Genomic DNA, 17172 nt, shown 5'->3' with positions numbered 1-17172 from the left:
TTCTGACGGGCGAACCGGCACCCAAATGGGCGACTGGATGTCAGCCGATGTTAAGCGGCCCTCGCCGCTTCAAATTCTTGCCGCTCTTTCTCCCGCGACTTCTCGGCAGCTCCGCGGTTTTTGAGTCCAAGCTTCCAGCGAATGAGATCGCCGAGGCGCGGATAAATATCATTGTGTGCTGTTCCGTAACGCACCCAATTGTTCAACGCGTCGAACTCCCCTGGTTTGGTCTGAGCCGTCAGGTGGACATAGTTATTGATGTTCTCGCCTATTGGGTTCTCTCCAAAAGCGTTTGCTCGCTCGTCGTCATTCACAAACAGGGCCTGCCAGAGCTTGTCCGAATGGCTAAAGGTGAGCTTCTTCGTGAGGATCGCTTCGTACAAAGTTCGCAGACCGTTCGGATCGACCAGCTTAGGAACGCCGTACGCATGATCGTATGCAAGCTTCGCGAGCGCCTTAAGTACCACCGGCTGACCTGCGACTGTCTTGGTCCGTTGCGCCTCTTCTTTGAAGCCGTCGATTCGCTGCACAACATCCCAAAAGCGCTTAATGAAATCGATCTTGGCATCGACCTGCGACTGAGGCGTCGCTTCTTTTGCATTGGAGCCGTGCACCAATAGCCGATTGACCATGATGATGTCTTTCAACGGGAGACCGTTGCTGTTCCAGTGCTTGGCGTCGCTTTCGTCGGCGATGTTAAATTCAATGATCTCTTTGTCTCGGCTAACTGCAGCAATAGCATCGGATTGATCGTAATTCTGCACGAGCGAACTTTGCAAAGGTTTGCTGCGCGAATTTAGATCGGAGAAGAGTTGCTGTTCTTCAGATTCGTTCAATCCAATGTGGATTTCGATGCTCACGCTGCACTGGTTCAGCGCAATGCTTTTGACCGAATCCCAGAATTGCATTTCATCCGTCGAAAGTTGGCCGTCCCTCCCGGTGGAAGCCGGTGTGTACAGAGCCTTCCCGCCTGGGTATTTGCCATTCTTCAGTATCTGATCGAGATACGAGATTACCCGGTCGAAAGCGTAGCGGCGGTGTTGACCGTCCACGACCCAGAGCTTCTGCGTCGAACCCAAACTCAAACGAAGCACGTCCGGCGGGAGATCCTTATCGTCGATATGCAAATCCTCTTCACTCACGTGACGCAAATTGCACACGAGAGGCTGGAGCCCGGCATAAGGACCGGCTGCAAGGTCGTTTTTTATTTTTATGACGTCGTCGGGAATGGGCTTGCCACTCATGTCGGCGATGACGGACCGAACGAGTCCCCCCAGGACATACTTCGCGAGTCCCTTTGCGTGTTCGCCGTTCAGGCTTCGCTGAGCGATAAACTCGTCGCCGTATTCTTCTGACTCGCGAATGTCCTTGTTCGCCACGAGAGACCAATCGATGAATTTCTTGATCGACATCCGCGTAGTGAGTGTCTTTCGGCCGAGATTGACCCCGTCCATAGCCATGATTGTCAGGTACTCATTGCCCCGACCCCGCTTGCGATCCGCTAGGGTCCGAGTCCGCTCGGCGTTAGCGCCATCCATGCTCTTCGCTCCGGGTACAGAATCGATGGAACGGTTAGAACAACAAAATACCTGGATGTCAATTAAAACATCCAGGATAAAAATATTTTAATCCTGGATGTAATTTTCTGACGAGGATTCGATGACTTGCGCGGTACTTGGCTTGTCGGACGCTACCTGCCGAATGCCGCGCTCGACTATTGCAATTTGCAGCGATCGGGTCGGGCATGACAACTAAGGTCAACCGATCGGCGAAGGGGCCGCCGAACTCAGGATTGATCGGGGGCCCGGCTACCGGATCTATTTCGGTTGGGACGGCAGGGTGCTGGTGATTCTGTTGGGTGACGGCAGCACAATGACATCGAGGCAGCGCTGCGGCGTTGGCGCGATTACAAGCGACGCAAGGTCGAAGGCAAGAAGGGTTGACGATGCCACTGACCAGGGATTTTCGCCGAACGGTGCAGGCGCGCGCTACGCGCGATCCGGCCTTTCGCAAGGCGCTGTTCCAGGAGGCCGTGCAGACTCTGCTGCAGGGCGAGATCGACGCCGGCCGTGCCGGCATGCGTGACTACATCAATGCGACGATTGGATTTGAAAAATTAAGCACGGCACTTGGCAAGCCGGAGAAGAGCCTGATGCGGATGTTCGGGCCCACCGGCAATCCTACGGCCGAGAACCTGTTCGGCGTGATCGGCGTGTTGCAGGCCGAGACCGGTGTGCATCTCGAAGTCCGCGTCGTCGCTGATGCGGCCTGAGCGACTGAGACGGGCGGCGAAAGCAAATCGACGCTGCCGGAGCGTTTTCGAGCGATGTGTGAGCGGCCCCGGGGTGCGGTGAAGGCTTACCCCGATGTTTTCGGCAGGGTCGACGCCGCTGCGCCGGAGCCGCGAACGCCTTTGATCTTGCTGATCACCATCGCATGCAATCTCGGCACCTTGTCGATGTTGGTGTGAGTGACGTTGGCATCGTCGACATGGTAATTCGTGAGTTCGCCATGGAAGCCCGGACCGCGCGTGACCATCGCGTCCGCGCCCTTGTAGAGGTTGAGGACCCGGGCCACGTTTGCGCTCGCCGCATGGGTATAGGTTCCGTCAAACGCGACGATCAAGGCCACGGGCACGCCCTCCCGGCCGAGGTCCGTGCCCATGTCCATCACGGAGTCGGCGCCAAAGGAATGACCGACCAGCACGATGGGCCCGCGCTGGCCCGCTTTGTAGTTCGCGGCGATCGCGTGCGCGACCTCGTGCCAGCTGGCGTAGCTGTCCACGGTAGCGGAAATGCCGACGCTGCGGAGTTCCACGGCAAGGCTATCCATGCCCAGGGAAAACACATTCAGGAAGCCGCGCAGCAGATAGACGTGTGTCACGGACGCGCGCGGTGCGGCGGACGGTTCGTGGACCGCGGCGATCTTGTTTCCGGACGCCGCGGCGGGCTCGCCGACCGCGCTGAAGCAACCGCCAACGCTGATCACCGCAGCGGTTGCCAATACCGCGACGGAAAAAACCAATTTGCGCATGATCAAAAAGTCCCGGCAAAAATCGAGGAAGGAAACGCGCGTGAATTTGTCCGAATGGAGCATCGTGCGCAGGGACCGGCAATCTCTAACCGTTTGCGAGACGCTCCTTGAAGGATCGTTTCCCAAGGGATGTCGCGGATTTGTCACAGACGTTCGACAAGCGATCGTTGCGATCTCTGCGCGAGCGTTTTTTTCGACTTCGTTACGCTTTGCCTGCGCTCGTGATCTACCTCACTAACGCCTCACCCCGCTCCCATTCCGGCTTCCCCCCTCCGCCCCCGTTCTGGTATCCATTTCCCCGAACACGGGAACGCAACCTCAATGACCAATCTCCCCGCACGCGGCCTCTCACGACACCTGCCGGCGCTCGCCACCGCCGCGGCGCTGTGTTGCCTCGCCGCGCAGCCTTCCCGCGCCGCGGACGAGGCCGACGCGCCGAAGGGCGCTTCGGTCACGGTGCTGAAGGCGGCGAAGGCGTGCTTTCCGGCGATTGTCGAGGTTTCCGGCATTGTCCGGGCGCGGGACGAAACGTCCGTGCGGCCGGAGCGGCAGGGGCTCAAGGTCACGGAAATCCTGGCCGATGCCGGCGACACCGTCACCGCGGGCCAGACGCTGGCGCGGCTGATCCTGCCCGAGGGCGGCACGGTGGTGGTGCAGGCGCCGGTGGCGGGGCTGATCTCGCAGTCCTCGGCCGCGATCGGCGCGATCGCGTCGGGCCGCGGCGAAGCCCTGTTCACGATCATCACCCGCAGCGAGTTCGACCTGATCGGCATGGTACCGACCCGCGACCTCGGCAAGCTGAAGGTCAACCAGACCGCGCGGATCAAGGTGGTCGGCGCGCCCGAGGTCGACGGCAAGGTCGCCCGCGTGGCGCCGACCGTGCAGCCCGACAGCCAGCTCGGCCAGGTCACGCTGCAGGTGACGTCGACCCAGCGCCTGCTGGTGAATTCGTCCGGCCGGGCGCTGATCAAGACCAGCCAGAGCTGCAACGTCGCGGTGCCGCTGACCGCGGTGCTCTACGAGACCGCCGGCACCGTGGTGCAGGTGGTGCGCCGCGACCGGGTCGAGACCAAGCGGGTCGAGGTCGGCCTGATGTATGGCGGCCAGGTCGAAATCCGCGACGGCGTCGCCGAGGGCGACATGGTGGTGGCGCGCGCCGGGTCTTTGCTGCGCGAAGGCGATCCGGTGCGGCCGGTGACGGCGAGCGCGGAGGGGAAGTGAGGGGCGGCGGCGGCGCGGTCGTTCCTGCGGAGGAGCCCGTGAAGCAATCACCGACGTCATCCTGAGGTGCCCGCCATCTTTGGCGGGCCTCGAAGGATGGCCGCAAGCACAGAGCTGAACACCATCCTTCGAGACGCGCGCAAGGGCGCGCTCCTCCGGATGACGGTCGTTATGGTGGTGCGTTCGCAGGGACGACGCGTTGAGAGGCTTCGTGTTGAAGCTTCGCCTTACCCGCCGGCGTTTTCGGTTGCGCTGAAGCGGACGTCTTCCATCAGGGAGGACGACACCGAGGGCACCTGGACGCCTTCGGAGGAGCGCGAGATCGCGACGCGGGTCTTGTTGAAGGAGGACTCGATACCCTGGCCAGTCTGGCCGTTGAGGTTGTTCAACAGCTCGGCCATCAGCACGCTGTTGGCGCCGGGCGAATCGTCGGCCACCTGGCCCGGCGTCGCCGAGGACAATATCAGCGCGTTATCAGGCGCGTTGATCGGCGCCAGGCCGTGGGAGAAGGCGCGGAAGCGGCGCTCATAGGGGTTGCGGCGGGAGGCGTCGATCACCACCAGCTTGGCGCGGGCGCCGCGCTCCTTCATCACGTCGAGCACGGCTTCGACGCTGACGCCGTCGCGGCGCACGTCGGCCTCTTTCCAGATCGCCGCGTCCACCGGCATCATGTAGCTCTCGCGGCCGGCCTGCACGCCATAGCCGCCGAAAAACAGCATCACCACGGAATCCGGGCGGATGCGGGATTTCAGCCGGGCCACCGCGCGGTTCATGTCGTCCTTGCTGGCGTCCTCGACCACGTCGACCTCAAAGCCGTCGCGGCGCAGCGAGGCGGTCAGCGCGCGGGCGTCGTTGATCGGCTGGGCCAGCGGCGCGCTGGCGTCGGGATAACGGCCGTTGCCGATCACGAGCGCGATCCGCGAGGTGTGCGGCGTGGCGGCATCGTCCTGCGCGGTCGCGATCGCCTTGGCGGCATCGAGCGCCCGCATGTTCAGCGCCGCATGGGCGCCGATCACCACCGACAGCACGCCGGCAAGCGTGGTCGCGATGGTGAGAGAACGGCGCGAGATACGGAACTGAGGTACATGCATCACGTTTCATTCCTGGTCGTGGCGATAGGCGCGCAACATTGGTCGCGCCAAAAGCCGTCTAGGTTTGAGGGATTACCGATCCCATTGCCGCCGAAATACGTTCAATTTGCGGCGCTGCAGCAAAGGCTCCTTTAACCCACCCCACCCGGCCCGGCAAGTCCGGCCGGGCTCTTGAAAGTTCCAAAATAACCCTAGGAAACAGAGTCTTGCCGCACCGCCCGCGCCCGGCGCGTTCGGCCGGCATAGGACCGGGATCCGGTTAATAAATTCCCTCAATTTGTGGGATCCGTATGTGACCAACATCACATTTGTATTTCGCTGCTATTCGTATAGGTTTTTGAGGGACTTGCAGGTTGCCGCAAAGCCCGTGGCGGCCGCGCTGAGAGAACTTCCATGAATTTTCATGAGATCGCAGGCGCCGCTTGCCGGGCGCTGACGGCCCGCAAGGACGGCCCGTCGCTGTACGATGTCTGCGATCCCCTGCTTTTGAACTACGACGGCGGCGACCGCCATCTCGGGAAATTCTACCGGACCGCGCTGGGCAACCCTGCCCTGCGCCCGCTGCTGCGCCGGGCCGGACTGCCCGAATTGCGCGACGAGAGCCGCTTTCGCCAGTTGCAGCAGGCGCTCAGGCAGGCGCGCGACGACGCGCAGCCGGACTGGAGCGCGATCGGCCAGCCGGTGGCAGCACTGCTCGACAGCATCGCGCCCAGCCATCCGAAGCCGCCGCCGGTCGCAGCCCCCGACCGCGCGCCCGGCGTGGCCGAGATCGAAGCCGCGATCCGCCATTGCGGCGCGCATCTGTTGCGCTCGTTCCGCTCCAACGGCTTCATCCCGACCTATGCCGCCTTCAACCTGATCGGCGACCCTGATTTCGGTGGCCGCGAACTGGAGATGGCGCTGACCGGGCTGAATGCGCGCGGCTACCAGAACTCGACCTTGCTGTTCAATCTGGCGCGGGTCTTCATCGCGCGCTCGAAGGTGGCGCCCCTGATCAACCCGTCCTGGCGCGGCATCGCCGAGCCGATGCGGCAGCCGATGCAAATCAAACATCGCTCGGCCTATTACGACGCCTTCTTCACCGAAGCGCTGTTGAGTTTTGTCGACAGCGGCCTGGCCAGCCCCGACCAGGCGAGCGCCTCGCGGCGCGCGATCGCCGACATGGTGGAGTTCTGCCTCGTTACCAGCAAGGAGGAGGTCCGCGCGCAAGGAGGTTTGGACGCAAGCGCGAACCACGCCGCCAAATTCGCGGTCATCACCGCGCTGGCGCCGCTGCCGCATCCGCGGTTTTCCAGGTTCTTCTCGCAGATCAAGCAGGATCTGGGCTTCGGCATCTATGTGCCGGATTGCGACACTACCGCCTGTTCGTTCTCGGCCGCGACCCAGGCCGGCTCGACCGACCCGATCCTCGACCAGCCGCTGCTCGACTTCTACGCAGGCTATCAGGTTTCGGCCGGCAGCAACGAGCCGCGGGTGACGGTGCCGATCAACGACAACATCGATTACGAAGGCGGCGTCGTCACCTGGATCGACAACCTGGCCGGCGAACGTCCGTTCGGCAACGACCTCGATCCGACGCTCAATCTCGACATCCTCGAAGTCTCGTTCCGCAACTTGGCGCGCTGGAAGGTGATCGAGACCCCGCAGCGGCTTAAGATCGTGCACAACATCATCGGCTTTCAACGGCGGCTGGCGCAATCCGGCGCGTTTGCCAACCCGCGCTCGCATATCTATTATCTGCCGGAATTGTACTGCGCCTATTTCGGCCGCTGCTACGCGGCGTTCATGGCGTTGCCGCAGGCCGCGCGCCACGCGATCGACCCCGGCGGCGCGTTCGAGTTGATCCGCGGCAAGGTCTTGTTCTATGTCGAGAACGAGTTGATCTCCGCCGAGATGAACGTGTTCGACGCAGCATTGGCGCTGATGGCGCTCGGCCATCTCGGTGCCGCCCCCACCAGCTTCACGCCGGCGCTGCATTGCATCATCGACCATCTCGGCGAAGGCGGCCGGCGCGGCCCGTTCAAGGCCTATGAATGGAACAAGATGAAAACCCCGATCCGCATCCTGGTCGGCGGTCCCGAGGTCACCTCGGCCTTCGTGCTGATGGGGCTGGTGCTCGCCCGCCGCGCGTTGACGCTAGCAGGCTCCGCTTTCGGATCCGCGCCATGAAGATTACCGCGACGCCGACCCTCCACATTCTCGGTGCCGCCGCGCTGATTTACGCGGCCTATCTGCCGATCGCGCTTGGGCTGCAGCATTCCTATGTGCCGCCGACCCATCGCTTGCCGCCGCCGCGCCTTGCCGCCCTGGCGTGGCCGTTGGGGCCGATCACCCCGTATGGGCATGGCGGGATCGCATTCCACGCCCACGTCGACGTGTTCGGAGCGCTCGAGGAGGACAACGAAGCCGAGCAGCGTTCTCCCGTCGTGCTGTACGAGGACGGCAAGCCACTGGGGCCGGCCCATAGCACGCTCGTGGATGTTATTCGCAAGGGTAACGGCCGTTACACCCACTTGAAAGGCGTGGGAATGGTGTTCTCCAGCAGCGACAACACCGACCCGAGCAAGAACGGGCGGCATTATACGGCGATGTGCCGAACCGAGGTCGCGGTCGCCGACGTGCCGCAATGCGGCCCCTGAGCGTGGCTTATCGCGTTAAATTGACGGCAAGCCCGTGCCGGGCGCTGGCGCCGGAGCCGAATCCGCACCACAATTCCGACCCGAAATAACGGCTAGAGCCTGATCGGTTCTGATTGGATCAGACCCGGGCTCTAGGTTTTCGTTTTGACGCGTTTTCTACCGCAGATAAGTCTACGCAATCTGCGCAGATTGCTATGCGAACCGGTGCCCACGGAGCCTGTCATCGGGCGCGCATTTGCGCGACCCGTTGGCTCGAAAACGCTATAATGCCGTATTGCCCCTTGCATAGGCCCTTTGCATGCTGACGAAATTGCTGCCCGCGATTGCGCTTGTTTTGCTGCCGGCGATGGCGGACGCCGCCGACATCACGGGCGTCCCGAAGATCCACGATGGCGACCAGATCGTGATCGGCAGCGCGCGCATTCGCCTGCGCGGGATCGACGCGCCATCGGTCGACCAGCTCTGCCTCAACAACGCCGGCGAGCGCTGGACCTGCGGGATCGCGGCGCGCGACGAACTCATTCATCACGCCGACAAGAAGAGCTGGACCTGCCATGTCGAGCGCACCGACCGGCGCGGCCGCAACGTGGCCAAGTGCGAGGTCGACGGCGAGGACATCCAGAAATGGCTGGTGGCAAGCGGCTGGGCGCTGGCCTATGTCAGGCTCACCCATGATTACGAGGCCGACGAAAAGGCCGCGCGCGAAGCCAAGGCCGGGATGTGGCAGGGCGCCTTCATCGCCCCCTGGGACTGGCGCGTCCGCAACAAGAAGACGGCGATCCTGGGCGCGGCCAAGCCGCCGGCCAATGCCCACGCCATCCTCTTGGCATCGGCCTCGGGGCCGGTCGCGCCCTCGCCCGAATGCACCATCAAGGGTAACGTCAACGGCGCCGGCGAATGCATCTATCACACGCCCGCGAGCCGCTGGTACGCCCAGATCAAGATGCAGGTCGCCAAGGGCACGCGCTGGTTCTGTTCGGTCGAGGACGCCGAGGCCGCGGGCTGCCGCGCAACCAAGCGATAAAGCCGGATGACGACACTTTTCATCCTCCGCAGGCCCGCGTAAAACCCTCAAAATTCACGATTTGTATTGATTCCGGCCACGACAGCTTCGGCTGTCGCAAGAACAAGGAAAGCCAACAATGACGGTTCGCGCCGGCCGGGAATTCCTGGCGATCCCCGGGCCCACCAATATGCCCGACGACGTGCTGCGGGCGATGCATCGCCCGGCGCTCGATATCTATTCGAGGGAGATGGTGGAACTGACCGATGGCCTGCTCGGCGATCTCTCGACATTATTCGCCACCAAGGGCCACTCCTACATCTACATCGCCAACGGCCATGGCGCCTGGGAAGCCACTTTGAGCAACGTGCTGTCGCGCGGCGACAAGGTGCTGGTGCTGGAAAGCGGCCGGTTCGCGATCAACTGGGGCAATGCGGCGGCCGCGATGGGCGCCGAGGTCGAGGTGCTCAAGGGCGACTTTCGCCGTGCGATCCGCCCGGCCGAGGTCGAAGAGCGCTTGCGGCAGGACAAGAACCACAGCATCAAGGCGGTGCTCGCGGTGCAGGTCGACACGGCGTCGGGCGTCTTCAACGATATCGAAGCGATCGGCAAGGCGATCCGGGCCGCCGGCCATCCGGCGCTGTACATGGTCGACACCGTGGCCTCGCTCGGCTGCATGCCGTTCGAGATGGATGGCTGGGGCATCGACGTCGCGATGTCCGGCTCGCAGAAAGGCCTGATGACGCCGCCCGGCCTCGGCTTCGTTGCCGCCAGCGACCGTGCCCGCGAGGTGCACAGACACGCCAACATGCGCACGCCCTATTGGGACTGGACCGAGCGCGATGGGCCTGAACATTACCGCAAATATGCCGGCACCGCGCCGGTGCATCTGTTGTTCGCGCTGCGTCAGGCGATCAACATGCTGTTCGAGGAAGGGCTCGAAAACGCCTTTCAGCGCCATCGCCTGCTGGCCGAGGCGGTGCGACGCGCGGTCGCAACCTGGTCCGAAGGCCAGGTGCTGAGCCTCAATATCACCGAAGCCGGCGAGCGCGCCAACACGGTCACGACGGTGGCCATGAACGGTCACGATCCCGTTGCGCTGCATCGCTATGCCAAGGAAAAATGCGGCGTGGTGCTCGGCACCGGAATCGGCGAATTGATCGGCAAGGGCTTCCGGATCGCCCATATGGGGCACGTCAACGCGCCGATGATCCTCGGTACGCTGGGCGTGATCGAAATGGGCCTCAACGCGCTCGATATCCCGCACGGCAAAGGCGGCACCGGGGCCGCGATCGATTGGCTCGCCGAAAGTGTCAACGCTTAGTGATCTATCCGCAAAACTGATCGGTTCAGCTTTCCGGACCTCATCCTGAGGAGGCGCGTTAGCGCCGTCTCGAAGGATGGCCGCGAGTCTGTGCGTTGCTGCCATCCTTCGAGACGCATCGCTGCGCGATGCTCCTCAGGATGAGGGCGGTGGAAGTATCCAGCTTCGGAAACACCTCACTAGCTACGATACAGGCCTTTCCGATACCCCTCCATTCGTGCTTATATTGATCTTGCGATAAATAAGAGGCCGACAACGGCGCATGCGCGTATTCCGCAAAACCGGGCACCGGTTTTGCGACCGGAACACGCGCAGAAAAGCACGGGGAGTGATGCGATTTGGCGTCCGTTGAATTGCGCGGCCTGACCAAGCGATTTGGATCGCTGGCGGTGGTCGATCATGTCTCCTTGCGTATCGACCACGGGCAACTGGTCTGCCTGCTAGGCCCCTCGGGTTGCGGCAAGACCACGACCTTGCGGCTGCTCGCGGGCTTCCTGGAACCCTCCGACGGCGAAATCCATGTCGGCGATCGGCTGGTGTCCTCGATCGCGCGAACCTTGCCGCCCGAGCAGCGCAAGATGTCGATGATCTTCCAGAGCTACGCGCTGTGGCCGCATATGACGGTCGCCGAAAACATCGTCTACGGGCTGCGCTTGCGGAAAATGGATCGCGACACCATCGCCAAAAAGCTCAAGGCGATCCTGGAAACCACAAAACTCGAAATCCTGGCGCAGCGTTATCCCGGCGAATTGTCCGGCGGCCAGCAACAGCGCGTGGCGCTGGCGCGTGCGTTGGTGGTCGAGCCGGAAACGCTGTTGCTCGACGAACCCCTGTCCAACCTCGACGCCAATTTGCGCGAGGAAATGCGCTTCGAGATCCGCCGGCTGCACGATGAATATCGCTACACCACCGTGTACGTCACCCATGATCAATCCGAGGCGATGACCACCGCCGACCTGATCGCGGTGATGAATGGCGGCAGGATCGATCAGCTCGGCACGCCCGAAGACATCTACGATCGGCCGCAATCGGAATTCGTCGCCCGCTTCATCGGTGCCAGCAATGTCATCAAGGGCACCGCGCTCGACGACAGCCATTTTTCGTTCGCCGGCGCGACCTTGCGCGTGGTCGGCGCCAAGCTGACCGCCGGGCAAAGTGCCGTGGTTGCGATCCGCCAGCATGACATCCAATTATCGACGCAGGCGCCATCAGCGTCCCAGAACGTGGTCAAGGCCACCGTGACCCGCCAGGTATTTCTCGGCGCCAACCGAGACTACATGGTCGAAACCTCTGACGGCACGGTGTTGCGCATCGTCACGGCGACCGAGAATCCGGTTGCGAAGGGCACTGAGCTCTGGCTGACGCTGCCGCCCGAACGCTGCCGCGCGCTCGAACGATAGCAAATGCCGAACAAGAACACGACGGCAAGAAAACGACGGGAGCACGCGATGAAAAATAGAACACCATCGAGGCGCGACGTCCTGAAGGGCTCGACCGCGCTGGCGCTTGGCGCGGTGTTCGCCGCGTCAGCCCGCGCCGAAGCGCCGCCGGCCGAGACCATCACGCCGCAACTGATCGAGGCCGCGAAAAAAGAAGGCAAGGTGGTCTGGTACACCGCGGTCGATCTTTCGGTCGCCGAAAAGATCGCGGGCGCCTTCAAGGCGAAATTCGACGGCATCGACGTGCGGGTCGAGCGCACCGGCGCCGAGCGGGTGTTCCAGCGCATCGGCCAGGAATATGCCAGCAACGTCCATGCCGTCGACGTGGTCAATTCGTCGGACGCCTCGCATCTGCTGACGTGGAAAGCCCAGGGCCTGCTGCTGCCTTACGTGCCCGAGGATGTCGCCAAATACTACAAGCCCGAGCACCGCGATGCCGACGGCACCTATGCCGGCTTCCGCGCCACCTTGAGCCCAATCGCCTACAACACCAAACAGGTCAAGGCGGAAGAGGCACCCTCGAGCTTCAAGGATTTGCTCGATCCGAAATGGAAGAGCAAGATCGTCAAGGCGCATCCGGGCTATAGCGGAACCATCCTGACCGCGACATTCGAGATGGTCCGCGACATCGGCTGGGATTTCTACGAGAACCTGGCCAAGCAGAACATCATGCAGGTGCAGTCGGCGACCGATCCGCCGAAGAAGCTCGCGCTCGGCGAGCGCGCCGTGATGGCCGACGGCACCGAATACAATGTCTTCCTGCTGAAAGAATCCGGCCAGCCGGTCGAAGTGGTCTATCCGAGCGAGGGCACGCCGTTCATCATCGGCCCCAACGGCATCTTCAAGGCGGCGCCGAATCCGAACGCGGCAAAACTGTTCCAGAATTATTGTTTCACGCCGGAAGCGCAGGCGATCATCATCGAGGTCGGCGGCCTGCGTTCGCTGCATGCGCAGGTCAAGGAAAAGCCTGGCCGCAAGCCGCTCGCCGACATCAAGCTGATGAAGGAAGACGCCGCAAGCGCCGAGCAGCAGAGCGAGGCGATCAAGGCGCGGTATCAGAAACTGTTTCACGTTTAACGCCGTCATTGCGAGGAGCGAAGCGACGAAGCAATCCAGTCTTTCTTGTTGCTATGGATTGCTTCGCGGAGCCTGTCATCGGGCCGGCCAGAGGCCGGACCCGTTGGCTCGCAATGACGAAAAGAAAGCCAGCGCGATGCGAAAAGTCATAACCAGGCGCGATGCGATCAAGGGCGCCGCCGCCCTCGGCGTCACGGCGTTCGCGGCTTCGGTCAAGGCCGCGAGCCCGGAGCCCGTTTCGATCACGCCATCCTTGATCGAGGCCGCGACCAAAGAAGCCAAGATGATCCTGTATTCGTCGATGGACCTTCCGGTCGGCGAAAAGCTCGGCAAGGCCTTCGAGGCGAAATATCCAGGCATCGAAGTGCAGATCGAACGCTCCGGCTCCGAGCGGCTGTTCCAGCGCCTCGCCCAGGAATTCGCCAGCAACATTCGCGCCGCCGATGTCATCAACACGACCGACGCCTCCCACATCATTACCTGGAAACGCAACGGCTGGCTGGCGCCGTTCGTGTCCGAAGACATGGCGCGGTATTTTCTCGCCGATTATCGCGATCCCGACGGCATGTCCGCGACCTCGCGGATCTATCTGTCCTCGATCGCCTACAATACAAACCTGGTGAAGCCCGAGGACGCGCCGAAGGGCTTCAAGGATCTGCTCGACCCCAAATGGGCGGGCAAGATGGTCAAAGGCCATCCGGCCTATAGCGGCACCATCATGACCGCGACCTTCCAACTGGTGCGCGAATTGGGCTGGGATTACTTCGAGAATCTGTCGAAGCAGCGCGTGATGCAGGTGCAGTCCTCGACCGATCCGCCGAAAAAGCTCGCGCTCGGCGAGCGCGCGGTGATGGCCGACGGCAACGAATATAACGTGGTGTTGCTGAAGGAAGCCGGCCAGCCGGTCGAGCCGGTCTATCCAGTCGAAGGCGCCCCGACGGTCTCGGCGCCGACCGCGGTGTTCGCCAGCGCGCCGCATCCCAACGCGGCGCGGCTGTTCCAGGCATGGCTGCACACGCGGGAGACGCAACAATTCTTCACCGACTTCACCGCGCAATATTCCGCGCATTCCGAGGTCACCCCGAAGCCCGGACGGCGCAAGCTTTCCGACCTCAAGCTGATGAAGGAAGACGCCGCCGGCGTCGAGGCGATGGCCGATGAGATCAAGACACGCTATGCGAAGTTGTTTCGGGTGTGAATGTGCGTCGGCTACACTCACCTCGTCATTCCGGGGCGCGCTCTTGCGCGAGCCCGGAATGACGAATTCGTTTTGGATTGAAGGCATATGACCATCACCGCCCCCATCGAACCCACCAAGGTAAAAATCGACTGGACCAAGCCGGTGCTGTGGCTGTTCGCGGCATTCCTGCTGGTGCTGATCGTGCTGCCGATGTCCTGGCTCGCGGTCTACGCCGTCACCGACAAGACCAATCACCTCACGCTGCAAAACTTCGTCACGCTGTTTACCGACCCTGACTTCCTCGATCCGCTGCTGACCACCGCGATCATCGCGACCTGTTCCGCTACGATCTGCTGCCTGATCGCAGCGCCGATGGGATGGCTGGTGTCGCGCACCGATATGCCGGGGCGGCAGTTCATCCGCGCGCTGGTCACCGCTTCGTTCGTGACGCCGCCGTTTCTCGGCGCCATCGCCTGGGAATTGCTCGCCGCGCCCAACAGCGGATTGCTCAACCAGCTGTTTCGAACTCTTACGGGCGCTGAATCCGACGATCATCTGTTCAACATCTATTCGCTGACCGGAATCATTTTCGTGATTTCCTGCTACACGTTTCCGTTCGTGTTCGTGTTGGTCGCCAACGCGCTCGACACCATGCCCGGCGAACTCGAGGACGCCTCCGCCATTCTCGGCGGCAAAGCCTGGACCACCGCACGGCGGATCACGATCCCGCTGGCGCTGCCGGCCCTCGTCGCCGGCGCCATGATCGCGTTCCTGCAAGCGATGACGCTGTTCGGCTCGCCGGCGATCCTGGCGCTGCCGGCCGGCTTCCACACCATGACCACGAAAATCTGGAGCCTGTTCCAGTATCCGCCGAAACCCGAACTGGCGGCCGCTGCCGCGGTGCCGCTGCTGCTGCTGACCATCGTGCTGCTGCAGGCGCAGAAATTCATCTTGGGGCGACGCGGCTATTCGGTGGTCGGCGGCAAATATGGCGCGCCGCGCCGGGTCGAAATGAAAAAATGGCGCTGGCCGGCGCTGTTGTTTTGTCTCGCGGTGCTGCTCAATCCGGTGTTCCTGCCCTATCTCGCCTTGCTCAACGCCGCGTTCTCGCCCAATGCGACGACCCTGGTGACGCCCTCGATCTTCACGCTGCACAACATCGTCTTCGTGTTTACCGAGCTGTCCTCGACCCAGCTCGCGATCAAGAACACCGTGATCCTCGGCACCGCGACCGCGACCATCGGCACCATCCTGGCGCTGGTGATCGCCTATGTCACGACGCGCAAGGTGATCCCGGGCTGGCGCGTGCTCGGCTTCCTCGCCACCGCGCCGGTCGCGGTTCCCGGCATCGTGCTCGGCGTCGGGCTGTTCCTCAGTTACACGCGGCCGCCCTTTGTGCTCTACGGCACGCTGTGGATCCTGCTGATCGCGTTCCTGACCATCAACCTGCCGTCGGCCTATCAGCAATTGCAGGCGGCGTTTGCCACCATCCATCCCGAACTGGAGGACGCCAGCCGCATTCTCGGCGCCACGCGGCTGCGATCCCTGCTGCAAATCACCGCCCCCTTGCTGCGCACCGGCGTGATCGCGACCTGGTGCTTCATCTTCATCGGCGTGATGCGTGAATTGTCGGCCGCGATCGTCCTGTTCACCTCACAGACCAAGGTGATCTCGGTCCTGATCTACGACCTCAACGAAAGCGGCGACCTCGCCGCGATCGCGGTTCTCGGCATTTCAATGCTGATCATCACCTTCGCGGTGGTGCTGGCCGTCAACCAGATCCCGATGTTCGGCGCGGGGAACAGCACAAGGGCGCGGTAGCGGGATAGATCAATCGTAGGGTGGGCAAAGCGAAGCGTGCCCACCACCGCCAACAACAATCTCGATGGTGGGCACGGCGCAAAGAGCGCCTTTGCCCACCCTACAGGCTCTACAGGCTCGATCGTCATCCTGAGGTGCGCGCTCTTTCTTGCGCGCCTCGAAGGATGGTGTTCAGCGTTGTGCTTGCGGCCATCCTTCGAGGCTCGCAAGAGCTCGCACCTCAGGATAACGGTTACGGCCGTTCAACCCTATACGCCTCGACCTGCGCCTTGAGCCGCTCCAGCGACGCGGTCGGGGCGGCGCGGTCGACGGTGTATTGTCCGTTCGCCAGCATCGCCAGGACTTTCAGGTCGACCGCCGGCGAATGGTGGACGACGTCGCCGTAATTGCCGAGATCGTGGGTGATGTCCTGCGCCTCGCGAAAATCATGCAAAATAGCGTTCGGAAACTGCGCCAGCCGCCGGCTGATATAGGCGGTGAAGTCGTAGACGATCTTCAGCGTCGCCGGCGAAGCATCCCGCATCGCGACGAATTGCAGGATCGAATAAGGCGGGAAGTAGATATCGAATGTGACGCCGGGATTTGTCTCGATCAGGCCGATCGCATCACGCTCGAAATTGCGCACCATGGCGCCGTAATCGTAGCTTTCCGACAGCGACGACCGCCGCGCCGGGGACGTAATATCGACGAATTCCGCCATCGCCCGCTTGGCGTTATAGAAACCCGCCACGTCAAACGTCGGCGCCAGCACATTAATGTCATCGACATTGGCAAGCGGAAATTTGAACAGCACGCCGGTGGTCAGCCGCGCCACCGTTTGCCGCAAGGGCGGAAACGACCGCGCCAGCATCCACAGCGATTCGCGCGCCATGGCGCCGCTGAACAGATACTGCGCCACGCCTTTGACATTCCGCCGGTATAGATCGGCCGGAAGATAGATGTCGGCATCGACTTCCGGCGCATCGCGGAAGATCCAGTCATCGATTTCCCAGATCACGCGCTTGGGGTGGCGATCGAGCGCCGCGGCGAGCACAAAGCTCTGCTCGTGGGAATTCGAACCGGTCATCGACAGTTTCAGGGAATGGCCGCCGAGCACGCGGTCGATATCGCTCTGCCTGAAATGAATCGCCAGCGAGGTTCCCATCAACACCGTATCGAATGGCTGGCTACGCACGAGCCCTGCGTCCTGCATGCGGCTATCGTTCGAATACATCGGCGGCGTAAAGCGCGCCGGCCGGAACAGTTGCAGGGGATCGACGATGAAATTCAGCGCGACCGCCAGCAGCATGACCGCGACGGTCGCGCCGAGAAACCGCAGCAGATTTCTGGAGGAGGCGTTCATGA

General features: G+C 62.4%; 14 protein-coding genes. 10 read left to right on the top strand and 4 right to left on the bottom strand.

What is annotated here, in order from left to right; all coding sequences use genetic code 11:
• Positions 1 to 50: 50 nt before the first annotated feature.
• Positions 51 to 1454 carry a DNA sulfur modification protein DndB gene (locus GSQ88_RS32855; RefSeq protein WP_283810728.1) on the bottom strand — a complete coding sequence of 468 codons (1404 nt, stop codon included), beginning with the start codon at positions 1452 to 1454 and terminating at the stop codon, positions 51 to 53.
• Positions 1455 to 1945: 491 nt separating this feature from the next.
• Here GSQ88_RS32855 and GSQ88_RS32850 point away from each other — a divergent pair, with 491 nt between their 5' ends.
• Positions 1946 to 2272 (top strand): transcriptional regulator, encoded by a 327-nt coding sequence (locus tag GSQ88_RS32850; protein ID WP_159012399.1) that lies wholly within the window; start codon positions 1946 to 1948, stop codon positions 2270 to 2272.
• 86 nt (positions 2273 to 2358) lie between these two features.
• Here GSQ88_RS32850 and GSQ88_RS32845 read toward each other — a convergent pair whose 3' ends face one another.
• A complete protein-coding gene (locus GSQ88_RS32845) occupies positions 2359 to 3159 on the bottom strand; it encodes a thioesterase domain-containing protein (RefSeq protein ID WP_210253946.1) in 801 nt (266 codons plus the stop codon).
• Positions 3160 to 3354: 195 nt separating this feature from the next.
• Here GSQ88_RS32845 and GSQ88_RS32840 point away from each other — a divergent pair, with 195 nt between their 5' ends.
• Entirely contained in the window at positions 3355 to 4254 is a 900-nt protein-coding gene (locus GSQ88_RS32840; RefSeq protein WP_159012395.1) for an efflux RND transporter periplasmic adaptor subunit, read from the top strand.
• A gap of 227 nt (positions 4255 to 4481) precedes the next feature.
• On the opposite strand, the gene GSQ88_RS32835 is transcribed toward GSQ88_RS32840, so the two are convergent.
• Positions 4482 to 5345, bottom strand: a complete 864-nt coding sequence (locus tag GSQ88_RS32835) for a caspase family protein (protein ID WP_159012779.1) — start codon at positions 5343 to 5345, stop codon at positions 4482 to 4484.
• 393 nt (positions 5346 to 5738) lie between these two features.
• Here GSQ88_RS32835 and GSQ88_RS32830 point away from each other — a divergent pair, with 393 nt between their 5' ends.
• The 8 genes from GSQ88_RS32830 to GSQ88_RS32795 all read left to right on the top strand — a co-directional run bounded on the left by GSQ88_RS32830 (position 5739) and on the right by GSQ88_RS32795 (position 15828).
• Positions 5739 to 7514 (top strand): hypothetical protein, encoded by a 1776-nt coding sequence (locus tag GSQ88_RS32830; RefSeq protein WP_159012393.1) that lies wholly within the window; start codon positions 5739 to 5741, stop codon positions 7512 to 7514.
• Positions 7511 to 7984 carry a hypothetical protein gene (locus tag GSQ88_RS32825; RefSeq protein WP_159012391.1) on the top strand — a complete coding sequence of 158 codons (474 nt, stop codon included), beginning with the start codon at positions 7511 to 7513 and terminating at the stop codon, positions 7982 to 7984. The genes GSQ88_RS32830 and GSQ88_RS32825 overlap by 4 nt, the downstream gene beginning before the upstream one ends.
• A 298-nt stretch (positions 7985 to 8282) precedes the next feature.
• Positions 8283 to 9008 (top strand): thermonuclease family protein, encoded by a 726-nt coding sequence (locus tag GSQ88_RS32820; RefSeq protein ID WP_159012389.1) that lies wholly within the window; start codon positions 8283 to 8285, stop codon positions 9006 to 9008.
• 118 nt (positions 9009 to 9126) lie between these two features.
• Entirely contained in the window at positions 9127 to 10311 is a 1185-nt protein-coding gene (locus GSQ88_RS32815; RefSeq protein ID WP_159012387.1) for a pyridoxal-phosphate-dependent aminotransferase family protein, read from the top strand.
• 338 nt (positions 10312 to 10649) lie between these two features.
• Positions 10650 to 11711, top strand: coding sequence for an ABC transporter ATP-binding protein (locus GSQ88_RS32810; RefSeq protein ID WP_159012385.1), 1062 nt, complete (start codon positions 10650 to 10652; stop codon positions 11709 to 11711).
• A gap of 48 nt (positions 11712 to 11759) precedes the next feature.
• Entirely contained in the window at positions 11760 to 12827 is a 1068-nt protein-coding gene (locus GSQ88_RS32805) for a substrate-binding domain-containing protein (protein ID WP_159012383.1), read from the top strand.
• A gap of 136 nt (positions 12828 to 12963) precedes the next feature.
• Positions 12964 to 14025 (top strand): ABC transporter substrate-binding protein, encoded by a 1062-nt coding sequence (locus GSQ88_RS32800; protein WP_159012381.1) that lies wholly within the window; start codon positions 12964 to 12966, stop codon positions 14023 to 14025.
• An 87-nt stretch (positions 14026 to 14112) separates the two neighbouring features.
• On the top strand, positions 14113 to 15828 hold the full coding sequence (locus GSQ88_RS32795; protein ID WP_159012379.1) for an ABC transporter permease: 1716 nt from the start codon (positions 14113 to 14115) through the stop codon (positions 15826 to 15828).
• A 232-nt stretch (positions 15829 to 16060) separates the two neighbouring features.
• On the opposite strand, the gene GSQ88_RS32790 is transcribed toward GSQ88_RS32795, so the two are convergent.
• On the bottom strand, positions 16061 to 17170 hold the full coding sequence (locus tag GSQ88_RS32790; protein WP_159012377.1) for a hypothetical protein: 1110 nt from the start codon (positions 17168 to 17170) through the stop codon (positions 16061 to 16063).
• Between the last annotated feature and the right edge of the window lie 2 nt (positions 17171 to 17172).

Source organism: Bradyrhizobium sp. S69, from assembly GCF_009766005.1.
Classification (GTDB): Bacteria; Pseudomonadota; Alphaproteobacteria; order Rhizobiales; family Xanthobacteraceae; genus Bradyrhizobium.
Note: the sequence above shows the minus strand (reverse complement) of the source record. Positions and strands in the feature narration are given on the sequence as shown.